A 26,190-nucleotide genomic window follows, 5' to 3' on the forward strand; every position below is an offset into this window, starting at 1 on the left:
GGTGCGTCCTGACATCACTCTTTTCCAGGAAAGATCCAATGGCATCGGTAACAATCAACAACGTGCAGAAGGCCTTCGGGGCCACCAAAATCATTCACGATGTCAGCGTCGACATCGCCGACGGCGAATTCGTCATCCTGGTCGGTCCGTCGGGATGCGGAAAATCGACGCTGCTGCGCATGATCGCAGGCCTTGAAACGATCTCCGGCGGAAAGATCGCCATCGGCGAACGCATGGTCAACAATCTGCGCGCGCGGGACCGGAACATCGCCATGGTGTTCCAGAATTATGCGCTCTATCCGCATATGACTGTTGCCGACAATATGGGCTTTGCCCTCAAGATCAAGAAAGCCGATCCGGCCGACACCGCTGGCCGGGTCCGGAAAGCAGCCGGCATTCTTGGCCTGGAAAAGTTACTTGACCGCTATCCGCGCCAGCTTTCTGGCGGCCAGCGCCAGCGCGTTGCCATGGGCCGCGCGATCGTACGCGACCCACAGGTCTTCCTGTTCGACGAGCCGCTCTCCAACCTCGATGCCAAATTGCGCGTCCAGATGCGCGGCGAGATCAAGGCCCTGCACCAGCGGCTGGGTACTACGACGATCTATGTCACGCACGACCAGATCGAGGCCATGACCATGGCCGACAAGATCGTCGTGCTGCATGACGGCCTGGTCGAGCAGATCGGCGCGCCGCTGGACCTCTACGACCATCCGGCCAACCTCTTCGTTGCCGGTTTCATCGGCTCGCCCGCCATGAACTTCATTGCCGGCCGCATCGAGGAGGGCGTGTTCCGCAGCGCCGGCGGGTTGATCCTGCCGTTGCCGGAAGGCGCCCAGCCGGCGGATGCCGCAGGACGCGAACTCGTCTACGGCATTCGACCGGAACATATACGGGCGACCCGGCAGGGCGTGCCGGGCACGATCACGCTTCTCGAGGCGACCGGCTCGGAAATCTTCGCCAGGGTCGACTGCTCCGGTGAAGAAATCTCCTGCCTTTTCCGAGAAAGGCTTGCGCTCAAGCAAGGCGAAGGGGTGCGGATCGAGATCGACCGCGCATGTGCGCATCTGTTCGACGCAGCAACCGGTCGGCGCATCTGACTCGGTGGTCCGGTGAATGCGTGGTCGGCCTTAGGTCGGCAATGCGAATTCACCGGCGAGTTCGATGGCGCGGCCTTCGCGGGCCGATCTCTCGGCGGCGAGGCCCATGACGACAGCCCACCAGCCGTCTCGCAAGGTCACTTCCACTTTGCCTTGTCCGCGCACCGCAGCGGTGAAGCGAGCGTGCTCGAAAAAGGTCGAACCGTTATGGTCGCCTGCCTCGAGCAGCCGGGGGTCGACGGGAATCTCCAGCAGTCGTGGTCCAGGCGGATCGCGCGGGCTGACGATCAACTGGGGCACTGGCGCAGGGCCAAGGTGGGTCGGCCAGAAACGGCCTGGTCCGGGCACCAGACATTCGATCTTTCCGTCGCCGCCGACAGCGCAGAGTTCCTCCTGGTAGCGGCTGCCCTCGGCAAACATGCACAGTTCCAGCATGGCGCGCGTGCCGCTCGCGAAATCAACCAGCACATAGCCATGGTCAAGGATATCCGGCCTCTCACCGCCATAGCGTTCGTCGAGATGGTTTACGGCCTGTCCAGCGCTCGCCATCACACGGACGGGGTCGGATTCGAGGATCAGCCGCATCAGGTCGAAGAAGTGGCAGCATTTCTCGACGAACGTGCCGCCGGTGTTGCGGTTGAAGCGGTTCCAGTCGCCGACTTTGGCCAGAAACGGGAAGCGGTGCTCGCGGACCGTCAGCATGCGGATGCCGCCGGTGGCGTGGCGCGCCTGCTCGACGAATGCGGCGACGGGCGGCATATAGCGATATTCCATGGCAACCCAGACGAGCGGAAGCCGAGCTTTCAACGCCGCGATCCGCCTCTCGTCGGCGGCCTCGGTGAAGAGCGGCTTTTCCACCAGCACCGGCAGTGGTCGAAGTGCGGCGATCTCCTCCATCTGACTGAGGTGATGGTGGTTGGGGCTGGCAATCAAGATGCAGTCCACCTCGTCCATCGCCAGCAGCTCGGCGATCGATGCCGCCGATCGCGCGCCCGACGCCGTCGTCAGCGACGCCGCCAACATGCCGGGGTCCGGCTCGAAGATCCCGGCCACATGCGCGTCGGGCAACAGAGCGATGTTGCGGATATGCTCGCGGCCCATCATGCCGCAGCCGATGATGCCGTAGCCGATCGATGATCTGGTCACGCTGCGTCTTGCTCCGGCCTATCTGAAACGTGTGACGTACCGCGCCGCGCCCGGATCGAACCAACTGCGGGAATATTCCGCGCTGGCGCCGTCGCCAGCCCAGGCGATACGTTCTATGAAACCCACGACCGTCCCCGGCGGTGGCCTGAACTCGAGCGGGGCCCAGTCCGGCACAGGCGCGACGGCGACATGGTCTTCGGCGCGAACGATCGAAAAGCCGAGCGCGAGCCGGTAGTGGAGATAGAGGGATTCAGACAGGTCCTCGCGCTTGAGCCGCTCGGCGCGGCTGACGTCCAGCCAGATCTCCTCGACCGCGGCAGGCTCTCCGTCGAGCCGCCGCAGCCGGCGTATCCGATGGGCTTCGCCGGCGCTGCCGAATTGCGGCAGGTCGGCTGGCTTGGGCAGTCGCTCGACGGATAGCACGTCGGCGCTCGGCAGGCCGCCGCCACCGATACGCTCCAGGCGAAAGAAAGCATAGATCCCGAGCAAGTCGCCGCGCGCCCGCACATAGTTACCCGAGCCCTGGATGCGGTCGAGAAGGCCCTTTTCGGTCAAATCTGCCAGCGCCCGCCTGAGCGTGCCGACGGCAATCCCGAGGCTCGCGGCCATCGCGCGCTCGGGCGGCAGCCGCGCCCCGTCGGCCAGCCGTCCGGCCGCGATTTCGCGGATCAGCATTTCGCTGGTCTGCAAGTGCACAGGCAGGGGGCCGCGCATCTGGCTGGATCGGTGGCCGGGGTCCGCCCTTGTCAAATGCATCCGGTGTTCCAATCGCATCCTGGTTTAGGGTTTGGCTCCAAAATTGATACAGTATTGATCTACACCAAAACGAATGCTACGCAAGCCCTATTCGTAGCTCCTGAGGTCATTGAAGAGTGGCCCGGGCTTCTTTTCTGAAGAGTGGCAATGAGCATCGTCCCAATCACCTCGCCGGATCTCGAAGCTGCCGAAGTCTCGTGGTTCGCCGCACTCTGCTCGGACGACTATCGCTATCTCGGCGTTCCGGACGGCGCGCTGCGCTCGAGCTGGGCGCATTGCTCCGAGATCGTGAAGACGTCCGAGGAACTCGGTTTCCGCAACATCTTGTGTCCGTCGTCCTATCAGGTCGGCCAGGACACGCTCAGCTTCGTAGCCGGTTGCGCGCCGATCACCTCGAAGATCAATCTGCTCGCCGCTGTGCGCTGCGGCGAGATGCAGCCAATCATGCTGGCGCGCACGATTGCGACGCTGGATCACATGCTGGAAGGCCGGCTGACGGTGAACATCATTTCGTCGGACTTTCCGGGCGAGACAGCCGACAGCGCCTACCGTTATCAGCGTTCGCGCGAGGTAGTGCAGATACTGCGCCAGGCCTGGACCAGGGACAGCATCGATTTCGAGGGCGAGGTCTATCGTTTCAAGGGGCTCTCGACGGCGCCGGCGAAGCCCTATCAGCAAAACGGCGGTCCGCTGCTCTATTTCGGCGGTTATTCGCCCGACGCGCTCGAGCTTTGCGCTGAACAGTGCGACGTCTACCTGATGTGGCCGGAAACCAGGGTGGAACTTGCCGGGCGCATGAAAGCCGTCCACGAACGCGCCGAGCGCCATGGGCGGACGCTCGACTACGGCCTGCGCGTCCACATGATCGTGCGCGACACCGAGGCCGAGGCAAAGGAATATGCCCGGGAGCTGGTTTCGAAGCTGGACGACGAGCAGGGCAGGGCGATCCGCGAGCGCGCGCTCGACGCCCGATCGCTCGGCGTATCGCACCAGGCCAGGAACCGCCAGATCGCCGATGCCGAAGGCTATGTCGAGCCGCATCTGTGGACGGGCGTCGGGCGAGCGCGCTCCGGCTGCGGCGCGGCGTTGGTGGGCTCGACCGATCAGGTTCTGTCGGAAATCGAGGCGTATATGAAGATGGGGATCCGCGCCTTCATCTTTTCCGGCTACCCGCATCTCGACGAGGCGCGTCATTTCGGCACCAAGGTGCTGCCCCAGCTCAAGACATGCTCGCTCCCGCACGCCTATGGCCGGGTGCCGGAACGGATCCCTGCGACACCACTGGGAACGGGGGAGCGCCGCTGATGGAGCATGTCGTGTGCGATCGACGCCTTTTGCGCAATGCCTTCGGGCGTTTCGCCACCGGCGTCACGGTCGTCACCACCGGCACGGCCGACGGCCCGGTCGCAATCACTGCCAACAGCTTCTCATCCGTGTCGCTCGACCCGCCGCTGGTGCTCTGGTCAATCGGCCGCCACTCGCGCCGGTTCGAAGCCTTCGCTAATTCCGCGCACTACGCCATTCACGTGCTGGCGGAAGATCAAATCGATCTGTGCTGGCGTTTTTCGAAGTCGGGGACGGACTTTGCCGATCTTGACCTGTCGTGGAGCGAGCACGGCGTGCCATTGCTGCCGCGCGCACTGGCGCGGTTCGAATGCAGCGTCGCCGACCGTTTCCCGGCTGGCGACCATATGATCCTGCTTGGACGTGTCCTTGAACTGGAGACGCAAGAGGGTTTGCCGCTGCTCTTTGCTGGCGGCAAGTCGCGCGCTCAAGAGGCCAGTTGATGACCGCCGGCGCCGCTCCGGGCTGGTGCCGTCGACTGGCGCACCACGAGATTGCAGGCAAGTTCGACGCGGCGCGGCGGCGACCCCGAATGGGCCATGTCGTCGAGCAGCAGGCTAAGTGCTGCCGATCCGATCTCGCGCATGGGAATGTGCATCGCCGTCAGCGGCGGATTGCAGAAGGCAGCGAGCGGCAAGTCGTCCATACCGACCACGGACACATCGCCAGGCACCGAATATCCGGCCTCCTGGACGCCGGCGATGGCACCAAAGGCCAGGCTGTCGCCGGCCGTCAGCACGGCGGTGAAATCGAGGCCGCGGGCCGCGATGCGCTCGGTCACGGCTCTGCTCGCAAGTTCCGGCAGCCAGTCCCGCACCTCGACCACGAAGTCGTCGAAGCCGGCAATGCCGGCCGTGATCAGCGCGTCGCGCCAACCTTCATAGCGCCGCTGGATTGTGCGCCGGCCACGCCGCATCAGGAACAGGATGCGGCGGTGGCCGAGGCCGAGCAGATGTTGCGCGGCAAGCATGGCGGCAGAGCGATTGCAGGGCGTCACGCTCGAATGGCGCATCGAGGGATCGTCGCCGTTGACGAGCACGATCGGCTTAGCGAAGCCGGCTGTCAGCGTCAGCACATCGTCATCGTCCAGCGTCAGAAACAGGCAACCGGCGACGCTGTCGTCGCGCTCGGATTCACGCAGCAGCGCGATTTCGTCCTCGGGCGCCGAAACCGGCCGGGTCACCAGTTCGACGCCCAGCAACCGGGCACGCTCGTTGAGTCCGTCAAGGACATGATAGGTGAACTGATTGCGGGCACTGTCCACCATTGCCACGCTGCTTGCAGCCAGGATGACCTTGCGCCCGGCAACCGAGGCGGGAATGGCGTAGTTCATCGACTTCGCTATTTCGATGATCCTGGTGCGAAGCTCATCCCTCACGCCGCCGACGCCGCTCAGCGCACGGGAGGCGGTGCTGACCGACACGCCGCAACGCGCCGCGATCTCTTCAAGTCGAATGCGGCGGCTGGGGCGGCCGCGCTTGCCCTGGATACTCATCCGCTCCGTCATCTCCGGCATAGTCATCCGACTAATGCAAAAAATTTTCAGATTGCGCAAGAAAAATGGCTGTGAAACAGTTCTGATGAAGCGGAAGAAACGGGAGGAGTGATGCCGCTATCGGCCGAACGCCTGAATTCCGCGCTTGCCAGCCTCGTGGCGGGCATGACCGGCTTGCGTCATGACGGGCGGTTCCATGAGCCAAATCTCGACGGCACGCCGGGCGACTATGTCAGCTTCGACAGCTGGGAATGGCCGCAAGGCGTGGGGCTCTACGGGCTGGTTCGGCTGTGGGCGCAGACCGGCGACGATCGGCTGCTGCAGACGATCGAGGCCTGGTACGATCGACGCATCGCTGCCGGTCTCCCGGCGATGAACGTCAACACCACCGCGCCTCTGCTGGCGCTAAGCGAATTGTGGCGACGCCGGCGCCAGCCGCGCTTCGAGCCGGTGCTGCGCGAATGGGCCGAGCAGGTAGTCACCGCCTTGCCGCGGACGCCCGAAGGCGGTTTCCAGCATGATGTTTCGGACCGGGTCAACGACGACGAATTGTGGGACGACACGCTGTTCATGGTGGCGCTGTTCCTCGCATCCTACGGCCAGGCTGCCGGCCAGCGCCGCTTCGTCGAGGAAGCGGAACGGCAATTCCTGGTTCACGCCCGTTATCTTGCCGATCCGGCATCAGGGCTGTGGTTCCACGGCTGGACGTTCGCGGGCCGGCACAATTTCGCCCGCGCGCTTTGGGCGAGAGGCAATGCCTGGATTACCGTCGGTATCCTCGAACTGGTGGAGTTCGCCGAAGTTGCGCCTTCGGTTCGGGCCTATCTGCTCGGCGTGCTGGAGACGCAGATCAACGCCCTGCTCGAGGTGCAGGCGAGTTCGGGCGCCTGGCACACTCTGCTCGACGACCCGACGTCTTACGAGGAGATTTCCGCCACGGCCGGCTTCGGCTACGGCTTGATGAAAGCCGCGCGGCTCGGAATCGGCTCGACAGAGTGCCGTGCCGCCGGCCTCCGCGCCTTGGAAGCCGTGGTGGCCAACATCGATGACAAAGGTGTGGTTGCGAACGTGTCCTATGGCACACGCATGGGCGCCGACCTGCAATTCTATCGCGATATCCCCATCCATCCGACGGGCTACGGGCAGGCGCTGGCCATTCTGTGCCTGACCGAAGGGGCGCGGCATCTGCAGTCGAAGGTGGAGGCGGCATGATGCGGACGCTCTATGGCGTGTCGCCGGCCGATATTGCCGGCATGGACACGGACCGGCTGAGGGCCGAGTTCCTCGTCGACGGGTTGTTCCGGCCCGGCGCGATCGAATTCGTCTACACCCATGTCGACCGCATGATCGTCGGTGGTGCGGTGCCGCTGGCCAACCCGCTGGCATTCGGCAACGGGGCCGAAGTCGGCACCCCGCTCTTCTTTGACGCGCGCGAGATGGGCATCGCCAATCTCGGCGGCAATGGCGCGGTCGCGGTGGACGGCCGGCGCTTTCACGTGGCTAACCGCGACATCGTCTATGTCGGACGCGGAGCGCGTGAGGTGACGCTGGAGAGCGACGATCCGGAGAGGCCGGCACGCTTCTACATGAACTCGGTGCCAGCCGCCGCCGACATTGCGCATCGCCTTATCGTCAGCAGCGAAGCCAAGCCGCTTGTGCTCGGCGACGAGGCCCGTGCGAACAGGCGCACGCTGCGTATGTACATCCATCCCGAAGTGGCCCCGTCCTGCCTCTTGCTCATGGGAATCACCGACCTCGCGCCGGGCAGTGTGTGGAACACCATGCCGCCGCATCTGCATGAGCGGCGCATGGAAGCTTATTGCTACTTCGACCTCGCCGAGGCCGACCGTGTGGTCCATCTGATGGGCCGGCCAGACAAGACGCGCCACCTGATGGTCGCCGACGGTGACGTCGTCCTGTCGCCCGCCTGGTCTATCCATATGGGTGCCGGCACCGGCCCCTATGCTTTCGTCTGGGGCATGACCGGCGAGAACCAGGCCTATACCGATGTCGATCCAGTTGCCGTGAAGGATTTGCGATGAGCGAGGCCGCGCAAGGCGTTCGGACGGACTTTACGCTGCGCCGGCCGCTCACGGCGGGGCAGCCTATCGTCTATTGGCGGCTCGGGTCCATCGCCGGGCAGCGCTACGACGTGGCCGACCAGCCCATGCAAGGCGAGATGGATCCCTTCTTCTTCCTGACCAAGCACAAGAATTTCATTCCGCATGAATATCCGTGCCGCACGCAGTTCGCAGCGGAACGCCGCGGCAAGCGACCACAGGTCAGCGCCGAATTCGGCGCCGAGCGCATCTGGCTGCCCTTCGCCTCACCGCGCATCGACCTGTCGGGCTTCTGGTTTCGGCCGACGGTGCTTGGAACCTGGGCCGAGACCACTATCGAGGCGGCCTCGACTGGCGAGGCGGTGGTGCGGCTGCGCACATGCGGCGGCGCCATACTCTTTGCCAACGGTGGGGAAGCCGGCTGGATGGCGCCATACGGCCGCAATCTGGAAAGTGCCGAGCATTTCAAGATCGCGCTGAAGGCCGGCCGTAACGACATTCGCGTGTGGTTTGACGATCTCGCCGAGCGCGACGCCCGCTACTATTTCCAGCTCGACTATCTATCCGGTCCGGCTGCTTCGGTGGCACTGCCGATCGAAGTCGAGAGCGGCGTTGCCGACGCGATGGAAGCAGCCCTCGACGACATGCATTTCGAGCGTCCCGCCTATGACGGCGGCCAGGTGGCGCTTGTCACCGGCGTGGCCCTGCCGCGCGACGCGCAAGTCGAGGTCGAGATCGAAGGCGATTTCATGTCGATCGAGGCGCCGGTGCGCTTCGCCTTCGATCTGCCGGCGGGCCAGGCGCGGCTGCCGATCGCCGATACCGAGCAACTGCCGGCCGACTTTCGCCATTTCAAGGTGACGCTGAAGGTCGCCGACCATGCCGTGTCACGTGTCTTCGGCGTCGAGATATGCCACGCGCGCCGTCAGGGCAATGCGCCGGAAACGCTTACCGCGCGTATAGATGAAGCCCTGCGCGAGGTCGCCGGTCACGCCGAGGCCGACACCGTGCGCGCGCTGGCGCGCCTGGCGATCGGACAGCAGGGCGCCGAGACCGACGCCATGATCGCCGGCACGCTGCCGGCGATCGAGGATTGTCACGATTGCGCCGACTTCATCCTGGTGCCGCTGCTGTGGTGCCGCACGGCCTATGGCGATCGGCTGGAAGCGAGCCTGCGTGCGCGCGTCGACAACGCCATCCTCGGCTATCGCTACTGGATGGACGAGCCCGGCAATGATGTACAGTGGTACTTTTCCGAGAACCACGCGCTGCTCTTCCACACCGCCGCCTATATTGCTGGGGGCCTGTTGCCTGATGTGCGGTTCGTGCGGTCGGGCCGCCTTGGCCGCGAACAGTCCGCGGTTGGAGCCGCGCGTGTGCGCGCCTGGCTCGACCATTTCGAGACATGGGAGATGGCCGAGTTCAACTCGGCGCCCTATTTCCCGATCGACCTCAAGGGCCTGTGCGCGCTCTACGCGCTGGCCCCGGACAAGGACATCGCCGAACGTGCCGGCAAGGCAATCATACGCCTGCTTGAAGTCGTCGCGCGCTCGGCGCATCGCGGCATCCTCACCGGGGCGCAGGGCCGCTCCTATGAGCACACGCTGCGCGCCGCGCGTTCCCTGGAATTATCCGGCATCTGCCGCATGCTTTGGGGCAAGGGCAATTACGGCATGCGCTTTCACGCGCTGCCGCAGCTGGCACTCTGTCTCCGGGATCACGATTTGAGCGTTCCGGATGGATTGGCTGCAATTGCTTCCCTCACCGACGATACGGCGTGGGAATGGACTTTTGCGCAGGGACAAGACCGCTTCGCGCGGCTCTACCACTACAAGACGCGCGACTATGCGATGGGCAGCGCCGCTGGCTACCGCTGGAACCAATGGGGCTATCAGGAGACCGTCATTCACGCCCGGCTGGGCAAGAATCCGGATGCGCAGATCTGGATCAACCACCCCGGCGAAGTGCTGCAGTCGGGATATGGCAGACCATCATATTGGGGCGGCTCAGGCACTTTGCCCCGGCTTCACCAATATCGCGACCTCGCCATAGTCAGCTTCTCCTGCTCGGATGAACAGCCCGACTTTACACACGCCTGGTTCCCCGCAAGTGCCTTCGATGCCGTGCAAGTGGGTGGCGATCGGGCGCTCGCGCAATCTGGCGACGCCTTCGTCATGCTGAAGACGGATGTTCCGCTCACGCAGGTCGTGGCCGGCCCGACCGCCGGCAACGAGTTGCGGGCGGCGGGACGCAGGACGACATGGATCGTCCGCCTCGGTGACCGGAATGCCAATCTGCCGGCGCTCGACGCCTGGGCGGGCGCCGTTGCCGGCCTGTCTGTGCGGTCGGGTCCCAACGGCGAGTTGACCGTCGAGGATCCGGAGTACGGCACGGTGCATTTCCTGGCCGACGCAAGGATCGTGGCTGAGGGACGCACACTCGATCCGGCCAATTGGACCGTGCGCGGTGAGGCGATGCGCATGAAGCAAAGAGAGTAGGGAGGAAATCGGCTGCGACGCTCAAGAGGAGAGGGCGTGGCCGCTTGAACCATCGGGGCGCCGCCCCGCTAAAGGAGGAGACGAAGCATGAATAAGACCCGCACTTTGCTGGCCGCGCTATCGGTCAGTCTGCTCGCATCGACCAGCGCGTTTGCCGGTGACGTGCGCATCATGTGGTATTCGGACGGTGTCGAGGGCGATGTCATCCAGGACATTCTGAACCGCTTCATGAAGGACAATCCCGACATCCACGTCACGCTCGACAACGTCGCCTACAAGGTGATCCAGGAGCAGCTGCCCATCCAGCTCGAAGCCGGCCAGGGGCCGGACATCGCCCGCGTCACGAACATCAAGGAGCTTGCCCAGCACTGGCTCGATCTCAGGCCACTGGTGGCCGATCCGAAATACTGGGAGGCCAATTTCGCTGACACGCTGGACTGGATGCGCCCCGATGGCTCCAACGCCATCCCGGGTTTCATGACCCAGCTCACGCTCACTGGCGGCTTCGCCAACAAGACGCTGTTCGAACAGGCCGGCGTGCCGCTGCCCGGTGACAAGGCGACCTGGGACGACTGGATCGCCGCCGCCGCCGAGGTGGCGAAGAGCCAGCAGCTTCCGGCTGCCTTCGCCATCGACCGTTCCGGTCACCGCATTTCGGGTCCGAATGTCTCCTTCGGAGCGAACTATATAGGCCCCGATGGCATGCCGGCGAAAGTGGACGACGGCACCAAGGCGTTCGTCGGCAAGCTCGTCGACTGGACCGCCAAGGGCCTGATGCTGAAGGATACCTGGGTGTCGGCGGCAGGCTCGACCTATCGCGCGGCCGCCGACGACTTCATCAACGCCCAGATCCCGTTCTACTATTCGGGCAGCTGGCAGGTCGCCAATCTGTCGACCAAGATCGGCGATAGTTTCGACTGGGTGGCAACCGGCTCGCCCTGCGGTACCGCAGGATGTTCGGGCGTGAAGGGCGGCGCGGCGCTGGTTGCCATCAAATACACCAAAAATCCCAAGGACGTCGCCAAGGTCATGGATTATCTGGCCCGTGAAGACGTGGTGAAAGAATTCAGCGAGCGCACGCTGTTTCTGCCCGCGCACAAGGGCGTCGTAGACAAGGGCGGGCTGAAATGGGTCTCGGCCGACAAGAACGTCGGTCCGGCGCTCGACAAGTTCGTCAAGGCGGCGGGTGAAACCCTGCCGGCGGCCGATGCGCTGCCGCCGTGGAAGTGGGCCAACGCTTACTTCGCCGCGCTGGTGACGCGCGTCAGCCAAGTGATGGCCGGCGAACTCAGCCTCGACGATGCCTGGGGCAGAATCGACCAGGATATCGCCGACAAGGTTGCCGAGGCGAAGTGACCGCCGCCGCGACACTGAAGGCATGGACTGGCGCCGCGCTCGCGGCGCCGGTCGTCTGGCTGGCATCGATCGTCAACGTGCCGCTGAAGTTCTGGCAGCGCGCGACGGGCACCGGTGGCATGGCCGCGTTCTTCCTCGCGCCAAACATGGCGATCTTCGGCATTTTCGTCCTGGTGCCGATGATCATCAACTTCTTCTATTCGGCCACGTCGGGAACGGCCTACTTCCTGCAGGACCGAACCTATGTGGGGCTCGAGCAATACCGCCGCCTGCTCGATTGCGGCAACTACCTGGACACTGCCACTTGCCACGAGGATCTCTTCTGGAAGGCCGTGCACAATACGGGCCTGTTCGTCGTCGTGCAGGTGGCGCTGATGACGGCCGTGTCGATGGCGACAGCGCTGATCCTCAACCGCGAGATCGTCGGGCGCAGCTTCTGGCGCGCGGTGTTCTTCTTTCCGGTGCTGTTGTCGCCTGTCGTCACCGGCCTGATCTGGCGTTGGATCCTGCAGCGCCAAGGCCTGCTCAACCTGATCGTCCATGATCTGGGCGGCGAGCCGCACAACTGGCTGACGGACCGTTTCTGGGCTTTCACCGCCGCCGTCAGCGTTTCGGTCTGGGCACATATGGGCTTTTACACGCTCATCCTGCTTGCCGGATTGCAGGCGATCCCGCGCGACCTTTACGAAGCGGCCGAGATGGACGGCACGAAGCCGGCGCGGGTGTTCTGGCGCATCACGCTGCCGCTGCTGATGCCGAATCTGCTTGTCGTCATCGTACTGACGCTGATCCGCGCCGTGCAGATCTTCGACGAAGTCTATGTGCTGACGGGTGGAGGGCCGGGAACCTCGACCCTCTATATCACGCAGTACATCTATGAGATCGGCTTCGCCTCCCTGTTGCGCAATCCGGGGCTGGCTTCGGCGGCTTCGATCCTGATGGGGTTGGTGCTGGTCGTGCTCACCTTGGTTCAGCTGCAGGTCGGACGCCGGGGTGAGCGGAAAGGAGCCCGCGAATGAGCCGGGTCGTGACATTCCTGACCCGCCGGCGCGGCGGTCGCGGCTGGCACTGGACGGATATCGTGAGCTGGCTGTGGCTGCTCGGCGGTGTTGTCATCATGTTCGGCCCGGCCGTCTGGCTGGTGGGTTCGTCATTCAAGACGCCGGCACAGCTCGCCGAGTTCCCGCCGACCATAATGCCTTATGTCAGCCAACAGGCGAGGGTCGAAGGCTACGACAAACCGCTGACCCTCTACAAGGTGAAGCTGCCGGATGGTTCGACCAAGGTGCTGGCCGAGGTGCGGCGCATCGGCATCATGGCGCAGATGGTAGACCCGCAGGCGCCGAACGATGTCGTCAAGATCAACATCGCCGACCGGCAGCCGGTGCGCGAAATCGGCTTCGCGACGGAGAACTACACCGAGCCCTTCGTCCATTTCGACTTCCTGCGCTATCTGCGCAATTCGGTTTTTGTGACGGCAATGGCGACGCTGATCACGCTGCTCACCAATTCGATGGCGGCCTTCGCCTTGTCGAAATACAAGTTCCGCGGTCGCGATCTGACGATGCTTGTTATCGTCGGTACGCTGATGGTGCCGTTGTCGGTCATCCTGGTGCCGCTCTATTCGGTGGTGGGTGCCGTTGGGCTGCTCGATTCGCTGTGGGGCGTGATCTTGCCGACCGTGGCGACGCCAACCGGCGTCTTCCTGCTGCGCCAATATATGCTGACCATCCCCGACGAGCTGCTCGATGCGGCGCGCATGGACAACGCTTCCGAATGGCAGATCTACTGGCGCATCGTGTTGCCGCTTGCAGCACCGGCGCTCGCCGTGCTGGCGATCTTCTCGGTCGTCTGGCGCTGGAACGACTTTCTGTGGCCGCTGGTGGTGCTGTCGCGCAAGGAACTCTACACACTCCAGGTCGGCCTCAATACCTATGCCGGCCAGCTAAACGTGCAGTGGCACTACATCCTGGCGATGACCGTGGTGACGATGATCCCCGTCGTCCTCGTCTTCGTCTTCCTGCAGCGTTACATCACTTCCGGCATTGCCGGCACCGGGCTGAAGTGAGGATGTTATGGGACGGATAACGCTGACCAACATCGATCGCGCTTACGGCAAGATGAAGATCTTGCACGGCATCAACCTCGACGTCGGTGACGGCGAGATGCTGGTCCTCGTCGGCCCGTCGGGCTGCGGCAAGTCCACGTTGCTGCGGCTGATTGCCGGGCTCGATCGACCGACCGACGGCAAGATCGAGATCGACGGGGTCGACGTCACCAACGTTTCGGCCGCGCAGCGCGGTCTGGCAATGGTGTTTCAGTCTTACGCGCTCTACCCGCACATGAGCGTGCGCCAGAACCTCGCCTTCGGCCTCGAAAACATCCGTATGCCCAAAGCCGAGATCGACGCGCGGATCACGGAAGCGACGCGCATGCTGGAAATTGCTCCCTATCTAGACCGCCGGCCCGGTCAGCTGTCGGGCGGCCAGAAGCAGCGCGTGGCGATCGGCCGTGCGGTGGTGCGCAATCCGACCGCCTTTTTACTCGATGAACCGCTGTCCAACCTCGATGCCGAACTGCGTATCACCATGCGCGCTGAACTGGCGGGCCTGCACCGGCGGCTGGCAACCACGATGATCTACGTCACCCATGACCAGATCGAGGCGATGACGCTGGCGGACCGCATCGTAGTCATGCGCTCGGGGCGGATCGAACAGGTCGGCCGGCCACTCGATCTCTACAACGCGCCGGCCAACCTGTTCGTCGCCGGCTTCATCGGCGCGCCGCGGATGAACCTGCTGCCGGTGAAGGTGCGTTCGGCAAGCGGCGCCGAGGTACGTGTCGAAGGTCCAGGCGGGCTCTCAGCCTCGATCGCGGCCGAAGGGGTCGCGCTGAAACCGGGAGACGACGCGACGCTTGGCATCCGGCCACACGACATCCAACTTTCGAATGGCAGCAAGGGATCGGTGGAAGCGCGTGTAACGCTGGCCGAGGCGTTGGGACCGGAAACCGTTGTCCACGCCACCATTGCCGGCGGCACCAAACTGATCGCCGTTCTCCAGCAGCAGGGCGTTGAAACGCAAGGGCCGCCGATCAACCTCGCTCTGCCGCCGGAGCGCATGCATCTCTTCGATGCCGCCGGGCTGCGTGTCGCACCGCGTTAGCCTCACGCGAGGCCATCGTTAGGGGCCTCGTAGCGGCGATATTCCGCGCAATACATGGATTTCCATGAGATGCAGCCGAGGCATGGCGGAACTAGATTTAGGCGGTGAGTTCGCCTGTCCAGATATTGAAAACAAGTGCTATATCAAGCGCTGACCCTCCCCAGGCTTTTTTGTCCGACAGGAGAAGCCAATGACAGCAGCGTCCGACTCACTTGGCGAAATCGACCCCGAAGCAACGCTCGCGCTGCAAATCATCGAGAGCATGCCCGGCAACGCGTGGGCAGCCGATGCCATCGGAAGGTTCACCTATGTCAGCCCAAATACCCTGGCGTTCATCGGCAACACGCATGAGGGTCTCAACACCTCCGAAGACAACGATGAGTTCAGCTGGCGTCGAGCCGTCCATCCCGACGATTATGATCCTGTAGCCGCCAGATGGCGGCATTGCCTCGAAACCGGCGATCCCTATGATGCCGAGCATCGCCTGCGGCGCGCCGATGGCGCCTATCGCTGGTTTCGAAGCTCAGGACGACCTTTTCGCGATAGCCAGGGGCGCATCATTCAATGGTACGGCACGACAATAGACATTGAGGATCAGAAGCGGGCCGAGTCAGCATTGCGCGACCGGGAGCGGGAACTCTCGCAGCTCGTGGATATGGTCCCGAGTCACATCTGGCGGCTCGATCCCGACGGCGAGCCGATCTTCTTCAATGGGCGCATGGTTGACTTTCTTGGCCTCGACGTAGCGGATCTGGACCGACCGGGCATGAGCCGGCTGGCGGCGATGATCCAGGCCGCCGTTCATCCGGACGACGCGGCAGCATTCGGCGATGCACTCCGTGGTTGCTTCGCTACCGGTGCGAGCTTCGCCATGCGCTATCGCCTGCGCCGTGCCGATGGCGTCTATCGCTGGATGTCGAGCCGGGCGGAGCCGATGCGCGATGACGCCGGCCGCATCGTCCAGTGTTACGGCCTCTGTCACGATATAGACGATCAGATGCACGCCGAAGCGGCGTTGCGGCAGAGCGAGCAACAACTTCGGCACATGATCGACGCCGTGCCGGTCCGTATCTGGAGCGTGATGCCGACCGGCGGGCCGGCCTACTTCAACAAGCGATACCAGGACCATTTCCGCTCCGTTATCGCGAACTTTGACGCGCTCGGCGAGCCGGGAATCGAAACGTTGCTGCACGAGGTGATTCATCCCGAAGATGCTCCCGAGGTGCAGCGCACGTTGCTGAGGTGTTTCGAAACTGGCGGCGGCTCCGCGATGCGGTTTCGCTGGCGCGAAAAAGACGGCACCTATCGCTGGGCTGAGTGCAGGGTCGAGCCGCGGCGCGATGACGACGGAACGGTCGTGCAGTGGTACGGGGTTTCTCTCGACATCGACGATGAGGTGCGCGCGCAGGCGGCGTTGCGCAAAAGTGAGCGGCGCCTTCAGCAGCTTATCGACACCGTGCCCGCTTTGATCTGGAGTACGACACCGGAAGGGACGCCATCCTACGTCAACAAGCGGTTCACCGATGTAACCGGGGCCACGCTCCATGACATCACGGCCCCGGACGGCTCGCCGTCGCTGAGCGTCATCCATCCAGACGATATCGACACCGCACGGAAGGCGATCCGCCATTCATTCGCAACGGGCGTGCCTTACGTTCAGAGATATCGCCAACGGCGGGCCGACGGCGGCTATCGCTGGACCGAGACTCGCGCCGAGCCGCTGCGCGACGAAGATGGCAGCATTCTCCAATGGTACGGTGTGAGCGTCGACATCCATGACCTGGTGACCACGCAAGCGGCGTTGCACGACCGGGAACGAGAGCTCTCGCAACTCGTCAACATGGTTCCGAGCTACCTCTGGCGGCTGTCCCCCAACGGTGAGCCGACCTTCTTCAACAAGCGCCTGATAGATTTTCTCGGCCTGGACATAGCGGACGCGGAAAAGCCGGACACGAGCCTGCTGGCGGCCTTCATTGCCACCGTCGTCCATCCCGACGATGCAGCCAGCCTGAAGGAAGCACTCGACAGCTGCTTTGCCACCGGCGAGCGCTTCTTCATGAGGTATCGCCTGCGCCGTGCCGATGGCGTTTATCGTTGGATGGAGGGCCGCGCGGAGCCGCTGCGGGATCACGGCGGACGCATTGTCCAGTGGTACGGTCTTACGCACGACATCGACGATCAGCTGCGCGTCGAAGCGGCGCTGCGCGAGAGAGAACGCGCTCTCTGGCAGCTCGTTGAAACGCTGCCGGCAATGATCGATTGCGCCGCGCCGGATGGCGAACCGATATACCGCAGCCAGCAGCTCCGCGAATTCCTCGGATACAATCTTGAGGAATTGGACGAAGCGGGAAAGTCGCGGCTGGCTGGCACACTCGACGCCGGTGTTCATCCCGACGACCTGACAGGTGTCAAGGAAAGATATGCCCATTGTCTGTCCACAGGCGAGCCGTATGCGCGACGGCACCGTCTGCGGCGCTTCGATGGTGAATATCGCTGGGTCGAGACGCGTGCCGCGCCGATGCGCAATGCTGAAGGCGCCATAGTGCAGTGGAACGTTATCTGCCTCGACATCGAAAATGAGGTGCGGACACAAGAGGAGCTTCGACTGGCACAAGAGAGACTGGCGCGTGCGAGTCAGGCGGCGAGCCTTGCCGAACTCTCCGCATCCATCGCTCATGAGGTGAACCAGCCGCTGGCCGCCATCGTCGCCAACTCGAACGCATGCCACCGTTGGCTGTCCGCCGAGCCCCCGAACGTCGAGCGCGCGAAGATCACGGCCGAGCGCATCATCCGCGACGCCAACTCGGCGGCGGATGTCGTCAGCCGCATCCGTGCCTTGTTCAGACCTTCGCTTGAAATGAGAACCAGTACGCCGATCCCCAGCGTCGTTGCGGAAGCCCGTGACCTTATGGCCGAGGAAGCCATGCGGCGTCGCGTTCGCATGGACATCGACGTCGAAAGCAACCTTCCGCTGGTTGCGTTCGATCGCGTCCAGATCCAGCAGGTCCTGGTCAACCTCATTCGCAACGGCATGGAGGCGATGGACACCACCGCGGGCGACAAGGTTCTTGGGATGCGCGTGCACCGGATAGAGGACACGATCCAGACCGAGGTCAGCGACCGAGGCCCGGGTATCGAACGTCCTAACAAGATATTCGAGCCGTTCTTTACAACGAAAGGGAACGGGATGGGCATGGGGCTCGCGATCTCCCGTTCGATCATCGAGTCTCACGGCGGCCGCCTTTGGGTGGAAAATAGCGTGCCGCGTGGGGCGACATTCATCTTCACCCTCCCGGTTGAAGCGAAAGCTGCGCAATAAGTCGGGCGACACCTCGGCCACCGGCGGCGCTCAGTAAGGCTTGGTTTTTCGGCTCTCGGTGAAGGGGCGCCGCCGCCCTGTGCAATGCATGGATTTCCATGAGGTGCGGTTGGGGCGTGGCGGGATTAGGGTGGCGACGTGAGTCCGTCAGCCCAGTCCAGCTATCAAGAACAAGTGCTACACGAAGCGCCGACAATCTCCAGACTTTGTTTGTCCGTCAGGGGCACCCGATGACGATAGCGCCCAACTCACTTGGCGAGACCGATTCCAACGCAACGCTCGCGTTAACGCATGAGTTGGACCGATCCGGACCGGGAAGTGGCCGACCTTTCGCGACGAATGAACCGGGCCTGATTCGCGGCAACATGATCAGCGATCTTGAAAGAGGCAGGTTGTCGCGCGTCTGGTCGCACCGTCCTCAATTCTCGCATCTGGGGCTTTTTATTACGGCCTATGTCCTGGGCTGCGGCTTCGCCCAGTCGCTCGCAATCATACCTGGAACAGGGATTTCCATTTGGCCTCCGAGCGGGCTTTTCATCGCTACGCTTGTCTTCGCCTCCAGGTATAGCTGGCCGTGGTGGGTGCTGGGGGCCTGTGTGGCAGAACTGTTCAGCAACTTCTTGTGGTTCCACACTCCGCTGCCCGCGGCCTTCCTGATCTTTGCCGGCAATGCTCTTGAAGCGGTGACCGGGGCATGCCTTGTGAACCAGACCTGCAAGCGCCCAGTTCGGCTGGAAACGTTGCGGGACGTCCTCGCATTCGTCGTACTGGCCGCTGGAGTTGCGCCGGTTGCAAGCGCCACGGTCGGAAGTGCGGCGCTTGCGTGGTTTGGCATACAATCGCAAAGCTTTGCGACGGCTTGGCCGCTGTGGTGGATCGGAGACGCGACGGGAGTCCTGATCGTAGCGCCACTGGCGCTGGTCGTGTTCCAGAACTGGCGCGGCAAGGCGCAGCTCTCGGCAGCGCGGTGGATGGAAGCTTGCGTCCTAGGGCTGATCTTTCTTGGGATCGCCGCCCTTTCCTTGAGCGGCTATCTGCCCTTCGCCTACATCATCATGCCGCCTCTTCTTTGGGCCGCGGTGCGCTTTGAGTTCCGAGGCGCCGCCGTAGCATTGACCGTTCTCGCTCTGATCACGGCGGTATTCACGATATCCGGCGCCAGCCAATTTGCCGGCGATCCCGAGTCCCAGAAGCACAACCAGATCATGCTGCAGCTTTTTCTGGGCATCTCTGCATTTTCGGCGCTCGTCGTAGCCGCCATTTCCAGGCAGCATCAGGCGGCGGTGCTCACTTTGCGCCAAAGTGTGGAGACCTTGCGGGAGCGGGAGCGAGAACTCTCGTTGCTGGTCGAAATGATCCCCGCTCACATCGCCCGCATGGCGCCCAACGGCGAACCAACCTTCTTCAGCAAGCGCACGACAGACTATATCGGCCTCAACGACATCGCGGGCTGGGACAAGCCGGGCACGAGCCGCCTGGCGACCGTAGTCGCGGCAGCCGTCCATCCCGACGATGGACCCAGGATGAGAGAATGGCTCAGCCGCTCCCTCGCCACCGGCGAACCCTATCCCATACGGTATCGCCTGCGTCGCGCTGACGGTGTCTACCGCTGGAGGGAGGGCCGCGCCGAGCCGCTGCGGAACCAGAGTGGAGCGATCGTTCAATGGTACACTGCCAGCATCGACATCGACGATGAGGTGCGCGCGCAGGAGGCATTGCGCGACCGGGAGCGGGAGCTCTCGCAGCTTGTCGACATGGTTCCGAGCCACGTTTGGCGCCTGACGCCGGACGGCGAGCCGACCTTTTTCAACAAGCGAATGGTCGACTTTCTCGGCCTTGACGTAACGGATTTGGACAAACAGGGCATCGGCCGGCTGGCAGCGATGATAGCGGCCACCGTCCATCCGGACGACGCAGCAGCATTCGGCGACACGCTCAGTCACTGCCTTGCTACCGGCGAGCGCTTCTCCATGAGGTATCGCCTGCGCCGCGCCGATGGGGTCTATCACTGGATGTCGAGCCGGGCGGAGCCGATGCGCGATCACGCTGGCCTGATCGTGCAGTGGTACGGCCTCTGTCACGACATAGACGATCAGATGCAAGCCGAAGAGGCGCTGCGGCGGAGCGAATTGCAGCTTCAGCAGATGATCGACGCTGTGCCGGTCCGCATTTGGAGCGCGGTGCCGACCGGCGGGCCGGCCTACTTCAACAAGCGATACCAGGACCATTTCCGCGCCGTCATCGCCAATTTCGAAACACTCGGAGAGCCGCGCATCGAGGAATTGCTGCAAGAACTGGTTCATCCCGAAGATGCTCCCGAGGTGCTGCGCACGTTGCTGACCTGTTTCGAAACAGGCAGCGGTTCCGCGATGCGGTTTCGCTGGCGCGAAACAGATGGCTATCGCTGGGCGGAGTGCAGGGTCGAGCCGCGGCGTGATGAAGACGGGGCGGTTGTGGAATGGTACGGGGTTTCCCTCGACATCGACGAAGAGGTGCGCGCGCGGGAAGCGCTGCGACAAGCCTCCGACAAACTCGCGCAAGCCACTCAGGCTGCAAGTCTCGCCGAGCTTTCCGCTTCGATCGCGCACGAGGTGAATCAGCCGCTGGCCGCGATCGTCGCCAATTCCCATGCATGCCACCGTTGGCTGGGCGCCGTCCCGCCGAACGTCGAACGCGCGAAGATTACGGCCGAGCGCATTATCCGGGACGCCAATTCGGCGGCGGACGTCGTCGGCCGCATCCGCGCGCTGTTCAAGCAATCCACCGAGACGAGGACCAATGCGGCGCTCAGCAGTGTCATCGCAGAGGCACGCGACCTCGTGACTGAGGAAGCGATGCGGCGGGGCGTTCGCATCAGCGTTGATGTCGAAAGCGACATTCCGCTAGTCGCGCTCGATCGCGTCCAGATCCAGCAGGTTCTGGTCAATCTCATTCGCAACGGCATGGAGGCGATGGACTCTGGTGCGGATGACGGAGTTATCAGCATCCGCGTGCGCCATATCGGGGATGTTGTCCAGGCCGAAGTCAGAGATCGCGGCCGGGGCGTCGAGTTTCCCGACCGGATATTCGAACCGTTCTTTACCACGAAAGAGCAAGGGATGGGCATGGGACTGGCGATCTGCCGTTCGATCATCGAGTCGCACAGCGGGCGTTTATGGGTCGAGAAGAACGAACCACGTGGAGCGACGTTTATCTTCACGTTGCCGGTTGAAATGGAAGCGGCGTCATGACGACGGACGGCCAAATTGTCTTCATCGTAGATGACGATGAACGCATTCGCGAGGCGCTTAGTGAGCTGCTGGCCGCACATGGCCTGCGTGCCGCAGCGTTCGGATCAGCGGGTGATTATATCCGCGCTGACAAGCCGGACGTCCCTGCCTGCCTCATCCTCGATATCGAGTTGCCGGATATTAACGGCCTCGATCTGCAGCGGCAGATTGCCGAGGGCGATCATCCGCCGATCGTTTTCCTGACAGGACATGGCGATATCCCGTCCTCCGTGCGTGCGATCAAGCACGGCGCCGTGGATTTCCTGACCAAGCCCTTCAGCGATGCAGACCTCATGGCCGCAATCCATGCGGCGATTGCCCAGGATCGGATACAGCGATCGGAGCGCGCCGAGCTGGGCGTGTTGAAGCAACGTTATCTCGAGCTGACGCCGCGCGAACGTGAGGTGCTGCCGCTGGTGGTCAGCGGCCTGCTCAATAAGCAGGCCGCCGCTGAACTAGGGATCAGCGAAGTTACGCTGGAAATTCATAGAAGGAACGTCATGCAGAAGATGATCGCGGCGTCGCTCGCCGACCTAGTGCGCATCGCCGAGCGATTGGGAATACCGATCACGCACTCGCGCCGGGCAGGGGGGAGCTGAGGGTGAGCAAGCGGAGGCCTGTCGTTGCGATTGTCGACGATGACCCAAGACTGCTCGAGTCGCTGGAGGACCTCTTGGAGTCCGCCGGCTATGTGGCCCGCAGCTTCTCGTCGCCGGGGGCATTGCTGGTCAGCGGCCTGTCTGGATTGGACATGCTCATCACCGACATCGGGATGCCCGGCATGGACGGCTTTGAACTTCGTGACCTGGTCAAGAAGGCGCATCCGGACCTGCCTGTGTTCCTGATCACCGGTCGCCACGAGATAGTGGATCAGCACCGCGCCAAGGGCATTGGCGGGCTTTTCTGCAAGCCCTTCGATGGCCAGGCCCTGCTTGCGGCGATCGGCGATGCTTTACGCAACCCCAAAACGGAGCCTAAACATGACAGTTGACCAATTGACATTACGGAGATCGACGCCGTCATCACAGCAGCGGAGGGCTGAAGCCGAGCAGCCGCTGGTCATTATTGTTGATGATGATGCCTCTGTTCGGGAGGCGCTGTCGGAATTGATCCTGTCGGCGGGTTTCCTGCCGGTCAGCTTTACCTCGACCCGCGAATTGCTTGACGCCGATGTGTTGGAAAGTCCCGGCTGCTTGATCCTCGACGTGCGCATGCCAGGGACGAGCGGTCTCGATCTGCAGCACCATCTCGCGAAAAACGGCAACCCCAAACCCATCATCTTCCTGACCGGGCATGGCGACATCCCGATGACTGTCCAAGCGATGAAGGCCGGTGCCGTGGACTTTCTCACCAAGCCGGTGCGGGATCAGACGCTGCTTGACGCGGTGATCACGGGCATTGCGGTGGACGCCAAGCGGCGGGCGGATGCGGTGATCGTCAAGCGCAATGTAGAGCGGGTCGAGACGCTGACGCCGCGCGAGCGCGAGGTTCTGCGAGAAGTGGCGCGCGGACGCCTCAACAAGCAGATCGCCTTCGACCTCGGCATCAGCGAAGTGACGGTCAAGCTGCATCGCGGCAATGTCATGCGCAAGATGGAAGCCGCTTCCATCGGTGAGCTGATCAGGACATGGGAAACGCTGCCCGCGCCGATGCGCCAGGCCTAGGAATTTGGCACAAGCCGATCCATGCCCCATCCAATAGGATCGCCCGGCGCGCCCGGCTGCTTCAGGCTGCGGGAAATTGCTTCCTCTGCGCGCCCAGGCCTTCCTGCTGTCGGTACGCTCGTGCTGATGCGGGTGATCCTGATGTATATCGGTGTCCTGTTGGGTGTTTCGCGGCAAGGCCCGCGCCAACATCGGTTACCATTGAGCGGCGCTCCTTGGCGGCCCCAGCCTGACCCACAAACTCGCAACATTCCATCCAACAACAACTGACGCCGGCCATGCCGCGTCGGTCCCCGCGCCGCTACCCAAGCCTAAATTGACGTGTGTCTATAAGAGCTTGCCTTGGCCCGCCCCTATCCTCGGCGTGCCTGCCCTGCACCTTGGCATCGTATGACAGATGCTTCGGTAGAATAGGTTCGCGGCCCGGATCGGTGCATCCTGTTCCTCGCAAGCCATCACGACCGTCGCGTTTCTACCGCTCCTCGCTCGCTCCTCCCCGAACGCGACCGCACAGGCCGACTCGACGGTCGTGATGGTGAGCAGGATTTCAAAGCACATGGATGGACATGATGAACAAAGACGGACTTTTCTCCGTCGGCGGATCTCGCCGCGATGTCTTGTTGGCAGGCCTGATCTCTACGGTAGCCGCCGGACTGCCCCGCGCTGCTTCGGCCGCGAGCCGAAAACAAAAGCTTTCCTCTTCCCCCTCCATCAAAGGAACCAAGACGATGAGCACCATCACGACCAAGGACGGCACCGAAATCTACTACAAGGATTGGGGCAAGGGTCCTGTCGTCACATTTTCGCACGGCTGGCCGCTGAATTCCGACGCCTGGGACGGCCAGATGCTGTTTCTTGCCCATAACGGCTTTCGCGTCGTTGCGCATGACCGGCGCGGCCATGGCCGATCGAGCCAGGCCACGTCCGGCAACGACATGAACGGCTATGCGGACGATCTTGCAGCCGTGATCGAGGCGCTGGATCTCCGGGACGCCACGCTGGTCGGGCATTCCACCGGAGGAGGCGAGGTTGCTCGCTATATCGGACGGCACGGGACGAAGCGGGTGGCCAAGGCTGTTCTTATCGCCGCTGTTCCGCCGATCATGGTGAAGACGCCGGCCAATCCGGAAGGCCTGCCGATCGAGGTATTCGACGGCATAAGGGCTGGCCTCGTCAAGGATCGTTCGCAGTACTACCGGGACCTCGCACCGTTGTTTTATGGCGCGAACAGGCCGGGCGCTAAGGTTTCCCAGGGGACTCTGGATCAGTTCTGGCTCTGGAGCATGCAGGCGGGTCTCGTCAACGCGTACGAAAGCGTCAAGGCGTTCTCCGAGACCGATTTTACCGAGGACCTCAAAAAGTTCGACGTACCAACCCTGGTCCTGCATGGCGAGGACGACCAGATCGTCCCCGTCAAGGACTCGGCAGTCAAGTCGGCCCGACTGATCAAAGGCGCAAAGGATATCTACTACCCCGGCGCGCCCCACGGGATCACGGCCACGCACCAGGATCAGGTCAATGCTGACCTGCTCGCCTTCATCAAAGGATAGTACGCCCTCAGACACGACCGCATGTTGTCCGCACTTCCTTGGAGCCGCCGATGACCACCTTTGGCAATATTTCGCGCGCCCTGAACAGCATTTCAGGTGGCGCGCCAGGTCAAACCTTGTGCGCTCGCATAGCCGAGCGGTGGCCTGAATGCCGGTTCTGTCGGCTCATGTCCCGGATTGTGGAACCGAACCACTGCGCCATCGAGTTGGAGCGCTGGCAAAGGCGGCAAACATATGCCGCGACAGCGCTGCCATTCGGGCAACTGCGCCTGTGCAGCGCGGAGGCGATCGCCGGGGTCGCCGCCGCGCCTTGAAGGCCAAAGCGCTCTCGAGGACGTCAAACTGGCTAATCGCCGGGAGTTTATCAATCGGTAGCCGTTTGCGATTGCCGCTCATTTTGGCGGTCTCAATTCGGCGTGAAATTTTCTTGGCCAGCAGTTGCGACCATCGCAGCAGCACCGGCACAATTTTTCGAAGGCAGGAACGACATGGGCGCACTCTCAGGCAAGATCGCGGTGGTCACCGGCGGAAACAGCGGGATCGGACTATCGGCTGCAAAAATCTTTGCGGCCGAGGGCGCGCAAGTCGTCATTACCGGCCGCCGGCGGCAGGCGGTCGAGGAAGCGGTCGCACAGATCGGGGCAGGCGCGCTGGGCATTCAGGGAAATGTGGCCGACGTGTCGCACCATGACGAGGTAGCGCAGCAGATCCGCCAGAGGTTCGGGGCGCTCGACATCTATATGGCGAACGCCGGCATAAACACCATCACGCACTCGGCCGACGTCTCCGAGGCAGAATATGATGCGCAATTTGCCGTTAACACGCGAGGCGTCTTCTTCGGCGTCCAGAAGCTGATTCCGATCATGCGGAACGGCGGCGCAATCATCCTCACAGGCTCGCTCGCCAGCGAGAAGGTTCTGGACGGTCATGCTGTTTACGCGGGCTCGAAGGCGGCTATAAATGCCTTTGCGCGCGCTTGGGCGATCGAACTGAAGTCTCGCGGCATCCGGGTCAACGTGCTCAGCCCAGGTCCGGTGGATACGGCTATTCTCGATAAGCTAGGCATACCGTTTGAGCAGCGCGGGCTGTTTGAAAAGGCGATGGCGGAGGCAATACCCCTGGGCCGGATGGGGCAGCCGGACGAGCTGGCAAAAGCTGCTCTGTTCCTTGCCTCGGACGCGAGCAGTTTCGTCACGGGTATCAATCTGCGGGTGGATGGCGGGATGGCAGTGCTGTGAGCCATGACTGCGAGATCCCGCCAATAGACTGCCGGTTATCGGCTGAGCAATCGGTCTTCCTCACGAAAATTTTTTGGGAAGCTGCCGCACGAGTCGCGCCAAATAGGTCGGAGGCGACACGTTTTGTCGACGTGGCGCAAATTGAGCCACGTAAATAGCAAGTCGCATTGCAGGGATCGACGCGCAAGAGAAGTCGGCTCGCCAGGTCTCGCCACGGCGGCAGCGGCGTCTTGC

Annotated in this window: 21 protein-coding genes; 18 read left to right on the top strand and 3 right to left on the bottom strand. The window is 63.0% G+C overall.

Features of this window, described 5'->3' with window-relative positions:
- Positions 1–38 precede the first annotated feature (38 nt).
- Positions 39–1,097, top strand: a complete 1,059-nt coding sequence (locus NKJ72_RS08970) for an ABC transporter ATP-binding protein (protein ID WP_352476699.1) — start codon at positions 39–41, stop codon at positions 1,095–1,097.
- Positions 1,098–1,127: 30 nt separating this feature from the next.
- On the opposite strand, the gene NKJ72_RS08975 is transcribed toward NKJ72_RS08970, so the two are convergent.
- Both NKJ72_RS08975 and NKJ72_RS08980 read right to left on the bottom strand, forming a co-directional pair.
- Positions 1,128–2,201 carry a Gfo/Idh/MocA family protein gene (locus NKJ72_RS08975; RefSeq protein WP_502901841.1) on the bottom strand — a complete coding sequence of 358 codons (1,074 nt, stop codon included), beginning with the start codon at positions 2,199–2,201 and terminating at the stop codon, positions 1,128–1,130.
- Positions 2,202–2,261: 60 nt separating this feature from the next.
- On the bottom strand, positions 2,262–2,918 hold the full coding sequence (locus NKJ72_RS08980) for a GntR family transcriptional regulator (protein ID WP_352476701.1): 657 nt from the start codon (positions 2,916–2,918) through the stop codon (positions 2,262–2,264).
- Between the two features lie 228 nt (positions 2,919–3,146).
- On the opposite strand from NKJ72_RS08980, the gene NKJ72_RS08985 reads away from it, so the two are divergent.
- Positions 3,147–4,304, top strand: a complete 1,158-nt coding sequence (locus NKJ72_RS08985; protein WP_352476702.1) for an LLM class flavin-dependent oxidoreductase — start codon at positions 3,147–3,149, stop codon at positions 4,302–4,304.
- Entirely contained in the window at positions 4,304–4,786 is a 483-nt protein-coding gene (locus NKJ72_RS08990; RefSeq protein WP_352476703.1) for a flavin reductase family protein, read from the top strand. Before NKJ72_RS08985 ends, NKJ72_RS08990 begins: the two co-directional genes overlap by 1 nt.
- Here NKJ72_RS08990 and NKJ72_RS08995 read toward each other — a convergent pair.
- Positions 4,771–5,838, bottom strand: coding sequence for a LacI family DNA-binding transcriptional regulator (locus NKJ72_RS08995; RefSeq protein ID WP_352476704.1), 1,068 nt, complete (start codon positions 5,836–5,838; stop codon positions 4,771–4,773). The two genes, NKJ72_RS08990 and NKJ72_RS08995, sit on opposite strands and share 16 nt — an antisense overlap.
- A 111-nt stretch (positions 5,839–5,949) precedes the next feature.
- Here NKJ72_RS08995 and bglB point away from each other — a divergent pair, with 111 nt between their 5' ends.
- The 15 genes from bglB to NKJ72_RS09070 all read left to right on the top strand — a co-directional run bounded on the left by bglB (position 5,950) and on the right by NKJ72_RS09070 (position 25,956).
- The gene (bglB, locus tag NKJ72_RS09000) at positions 5,950–7,050 is read left to right on the top strand and encodes a beta-galactosidase BglB (RefSeq protein ID WP_254818493.1); all 1,101 of its coding nucleotides are present in this window, start codon (positions 5,950–5,952) and stop codon (positions 7,048–7,050) included.
- Positions 7,047–7,880, top strand: coding sequence for a 5-dehydro-4-deoxy-D-glucuronate isomerase (gene kduI / locus NKJ72_RS09005; RefSeq protein WP_352476705.1), 834 nt, complete (start codon positions 7,047–7,049; stop codon positions 7,878–7,880). The genes bglB and kduI overlap by 4 nt, the downstream gene beginning before the upstream one ends.
- Entirely contained in the window at positions 7,877–10,396 is a 2,520-nt protein-coding gene (locus tag NKJ72_RS09010; RefSeq protein WP_352476706.1) for a hypothetical protein, read from the top strand. Before kduI ends, NKJ72_RS09010 begins: the two co-directional genes overlap by 4 nt.
- An 87-nt stretch (positions 10,397–10,483) precedes the next feature.
- Complete coding sequence (locus tag NKJ72_RS09015) at positions 10,484–11,752, top strand: ABC transporter substrate-binding protein (RefSeq protein ID WP_352476707.1); 1,269 nt, start codon at positions 10,484–10,486, stop codon at positions 11,750–11,752.
- A complete protein-coding gene (locus NKJ72_RS09020; RefSeq protein WP_502896023.1) occupies positions 11,749–12,771 on the top strand; it encodes a carbohydrate ABC transporter permease in 1,023 nt (340 codons plus the stop codon). The genes NKJ72_RS09015 and NKJ72_RS09020 overlap by 4 nt, the downstream gene beginning before the upstream one ends.
- Positions 12,768–13,820 carry a carbohydrate ABC transporter permease gene (locus tag NKJ72_RS09025; protein ID WP_352476708.1) on the top strand — a complete coding sequence of 351 codons (1,053 nt, stop codon included), beginning with the start codon at positions 12,768–12,770 and terminating at the stop codon, positions 13,818–13,820. The genes NKJ72_RS09020 and NKJ72_RS09025 overlap by 4 nt, the downstream gene beginning before the upstream one ends.
- A 7-nt stretch (positions 13,821–13,827) precedes the next feature.
- Positions 13,828–14,916: an ABC transporter ATP-binding protein gene (locus NKJ72_RS09030; protein ID WP_352476709.1), complete on the top strand. Its 1,089-nt coding sequence runs from the start codon at positions 13,828–13,830 to the stop codon at positions 14,914–14,916.
- A gap of 190 nt (positions 14,917–15,106) precedes the next feature.
- On the top strand, positions 15,107–18,235 hold the full coding sequence (locus NKJ72_RS09035; RefSeq protein ID WP_352476710.1) for a PAS domain-containing protein: 3,129 nt from the start codon (positions 15,107–15,109) through the stop codon (positions 18,233–18,235).
- A 392-nt stretch (positions 18,236–18,627) separates the two neighbouring features.
- A complete protein-coding gene (locus NKJ72_RS09040) occupies positions 18,628–21,465 on the top strand; it encodes a sensor histidine kinase (RefSeq protein WP_352476786.1) in 2,838 nt (945 codons plus the stop codon).
- Positions 21,462–22,103 carry a response regulator transcription factor gene (locus NKJ72_RS09045; RefSeq protein WP_352476711.1) on the top strand — a complete coding sequence of 214 codons (642 nt, stop codon included), beginning with the start codon at positions 21,462–21,464 and terminating at the stop codon, positions 22,101–22,103. The genes NKJ72_RS09040 and NKJ72_RS09045 overlap by 4 nt, the downstream gene beginning before the upstream one ends.
- 2 nt (positions 22,104–22,105) lie before the next feature.
- Positions 22,106–22,495 carry a response regulator gene (locus NKJ72_RS09050; protein WP_352476712.1) on the top strand — a complete coding sequence of 130 codons (390 nt, stop codon included), beginning with the start codon at positions 22,106–22,108 and terminating at the stop codon, positions 22,493–22,495.
- Positions 22,485–23,168, top strand: coding sequence for a response regulator transcription factor (locus NKJ72_RS09055; RefSeq protein ID WP_352476713.1), 684 nt, complete (start codon positions 22,485–22,487; stop codon positions 23,166–23,168). Before NKJ72_RS09050 ends, NKJ72_RS09055 begins: the two co-directional genes overlap by 11 nt.
- A gap of 566 nt (positions 23,169–23,734) precedes the next feature.
- Positions 23,735–24,718: an alpha/beta fold hydrolase gene (locus tag NKJ72_RS09060; RefSeq protein WP_502894240.1), complete on the top strand. Its 984-nt coding sequence runs from the start codon at positions 23,735–23,737 to the stop codon at positions 24,716–24,718.
- 50 nt (positions 24,719–24,768) lie between these two features.
- Positions 24,769–25,032 (top strand): hypothetical protein, encoded by a 264-nt coding sequence (locus NKJ72_RS09065; protein WP_352476715.1) that lies wholly within the window; start codon positions 24,769–24,771, stop codon positions 25,030–25,032.
- Between the two features lie 174 nt (positions 25,033–25,206).
- Positions 25,207–25,956: a glucose 1-dehydrogenase gene (locus tag NKJ72_RS09070; RefSeq protein ID WP_352476716.1), complete on the top strand. Its 750-nt coding sequence runs from the start codon at positions 25,207–25,209 to the stop codon at positions 25,954–25,956.
- The last annotated feature ends 234 nt before the right edge of the window (positions 25,957–26,190 follow it).

The sequence above is a fragment of the Mesorhizobium sp. M0045 genome (assembly GCF_040323385.1).
GTDB lineage: Bacteria > Pseudomonadota > Alphaproteobacteria > Rhizobiales > Rhizobiaceae > Mesorhizobium.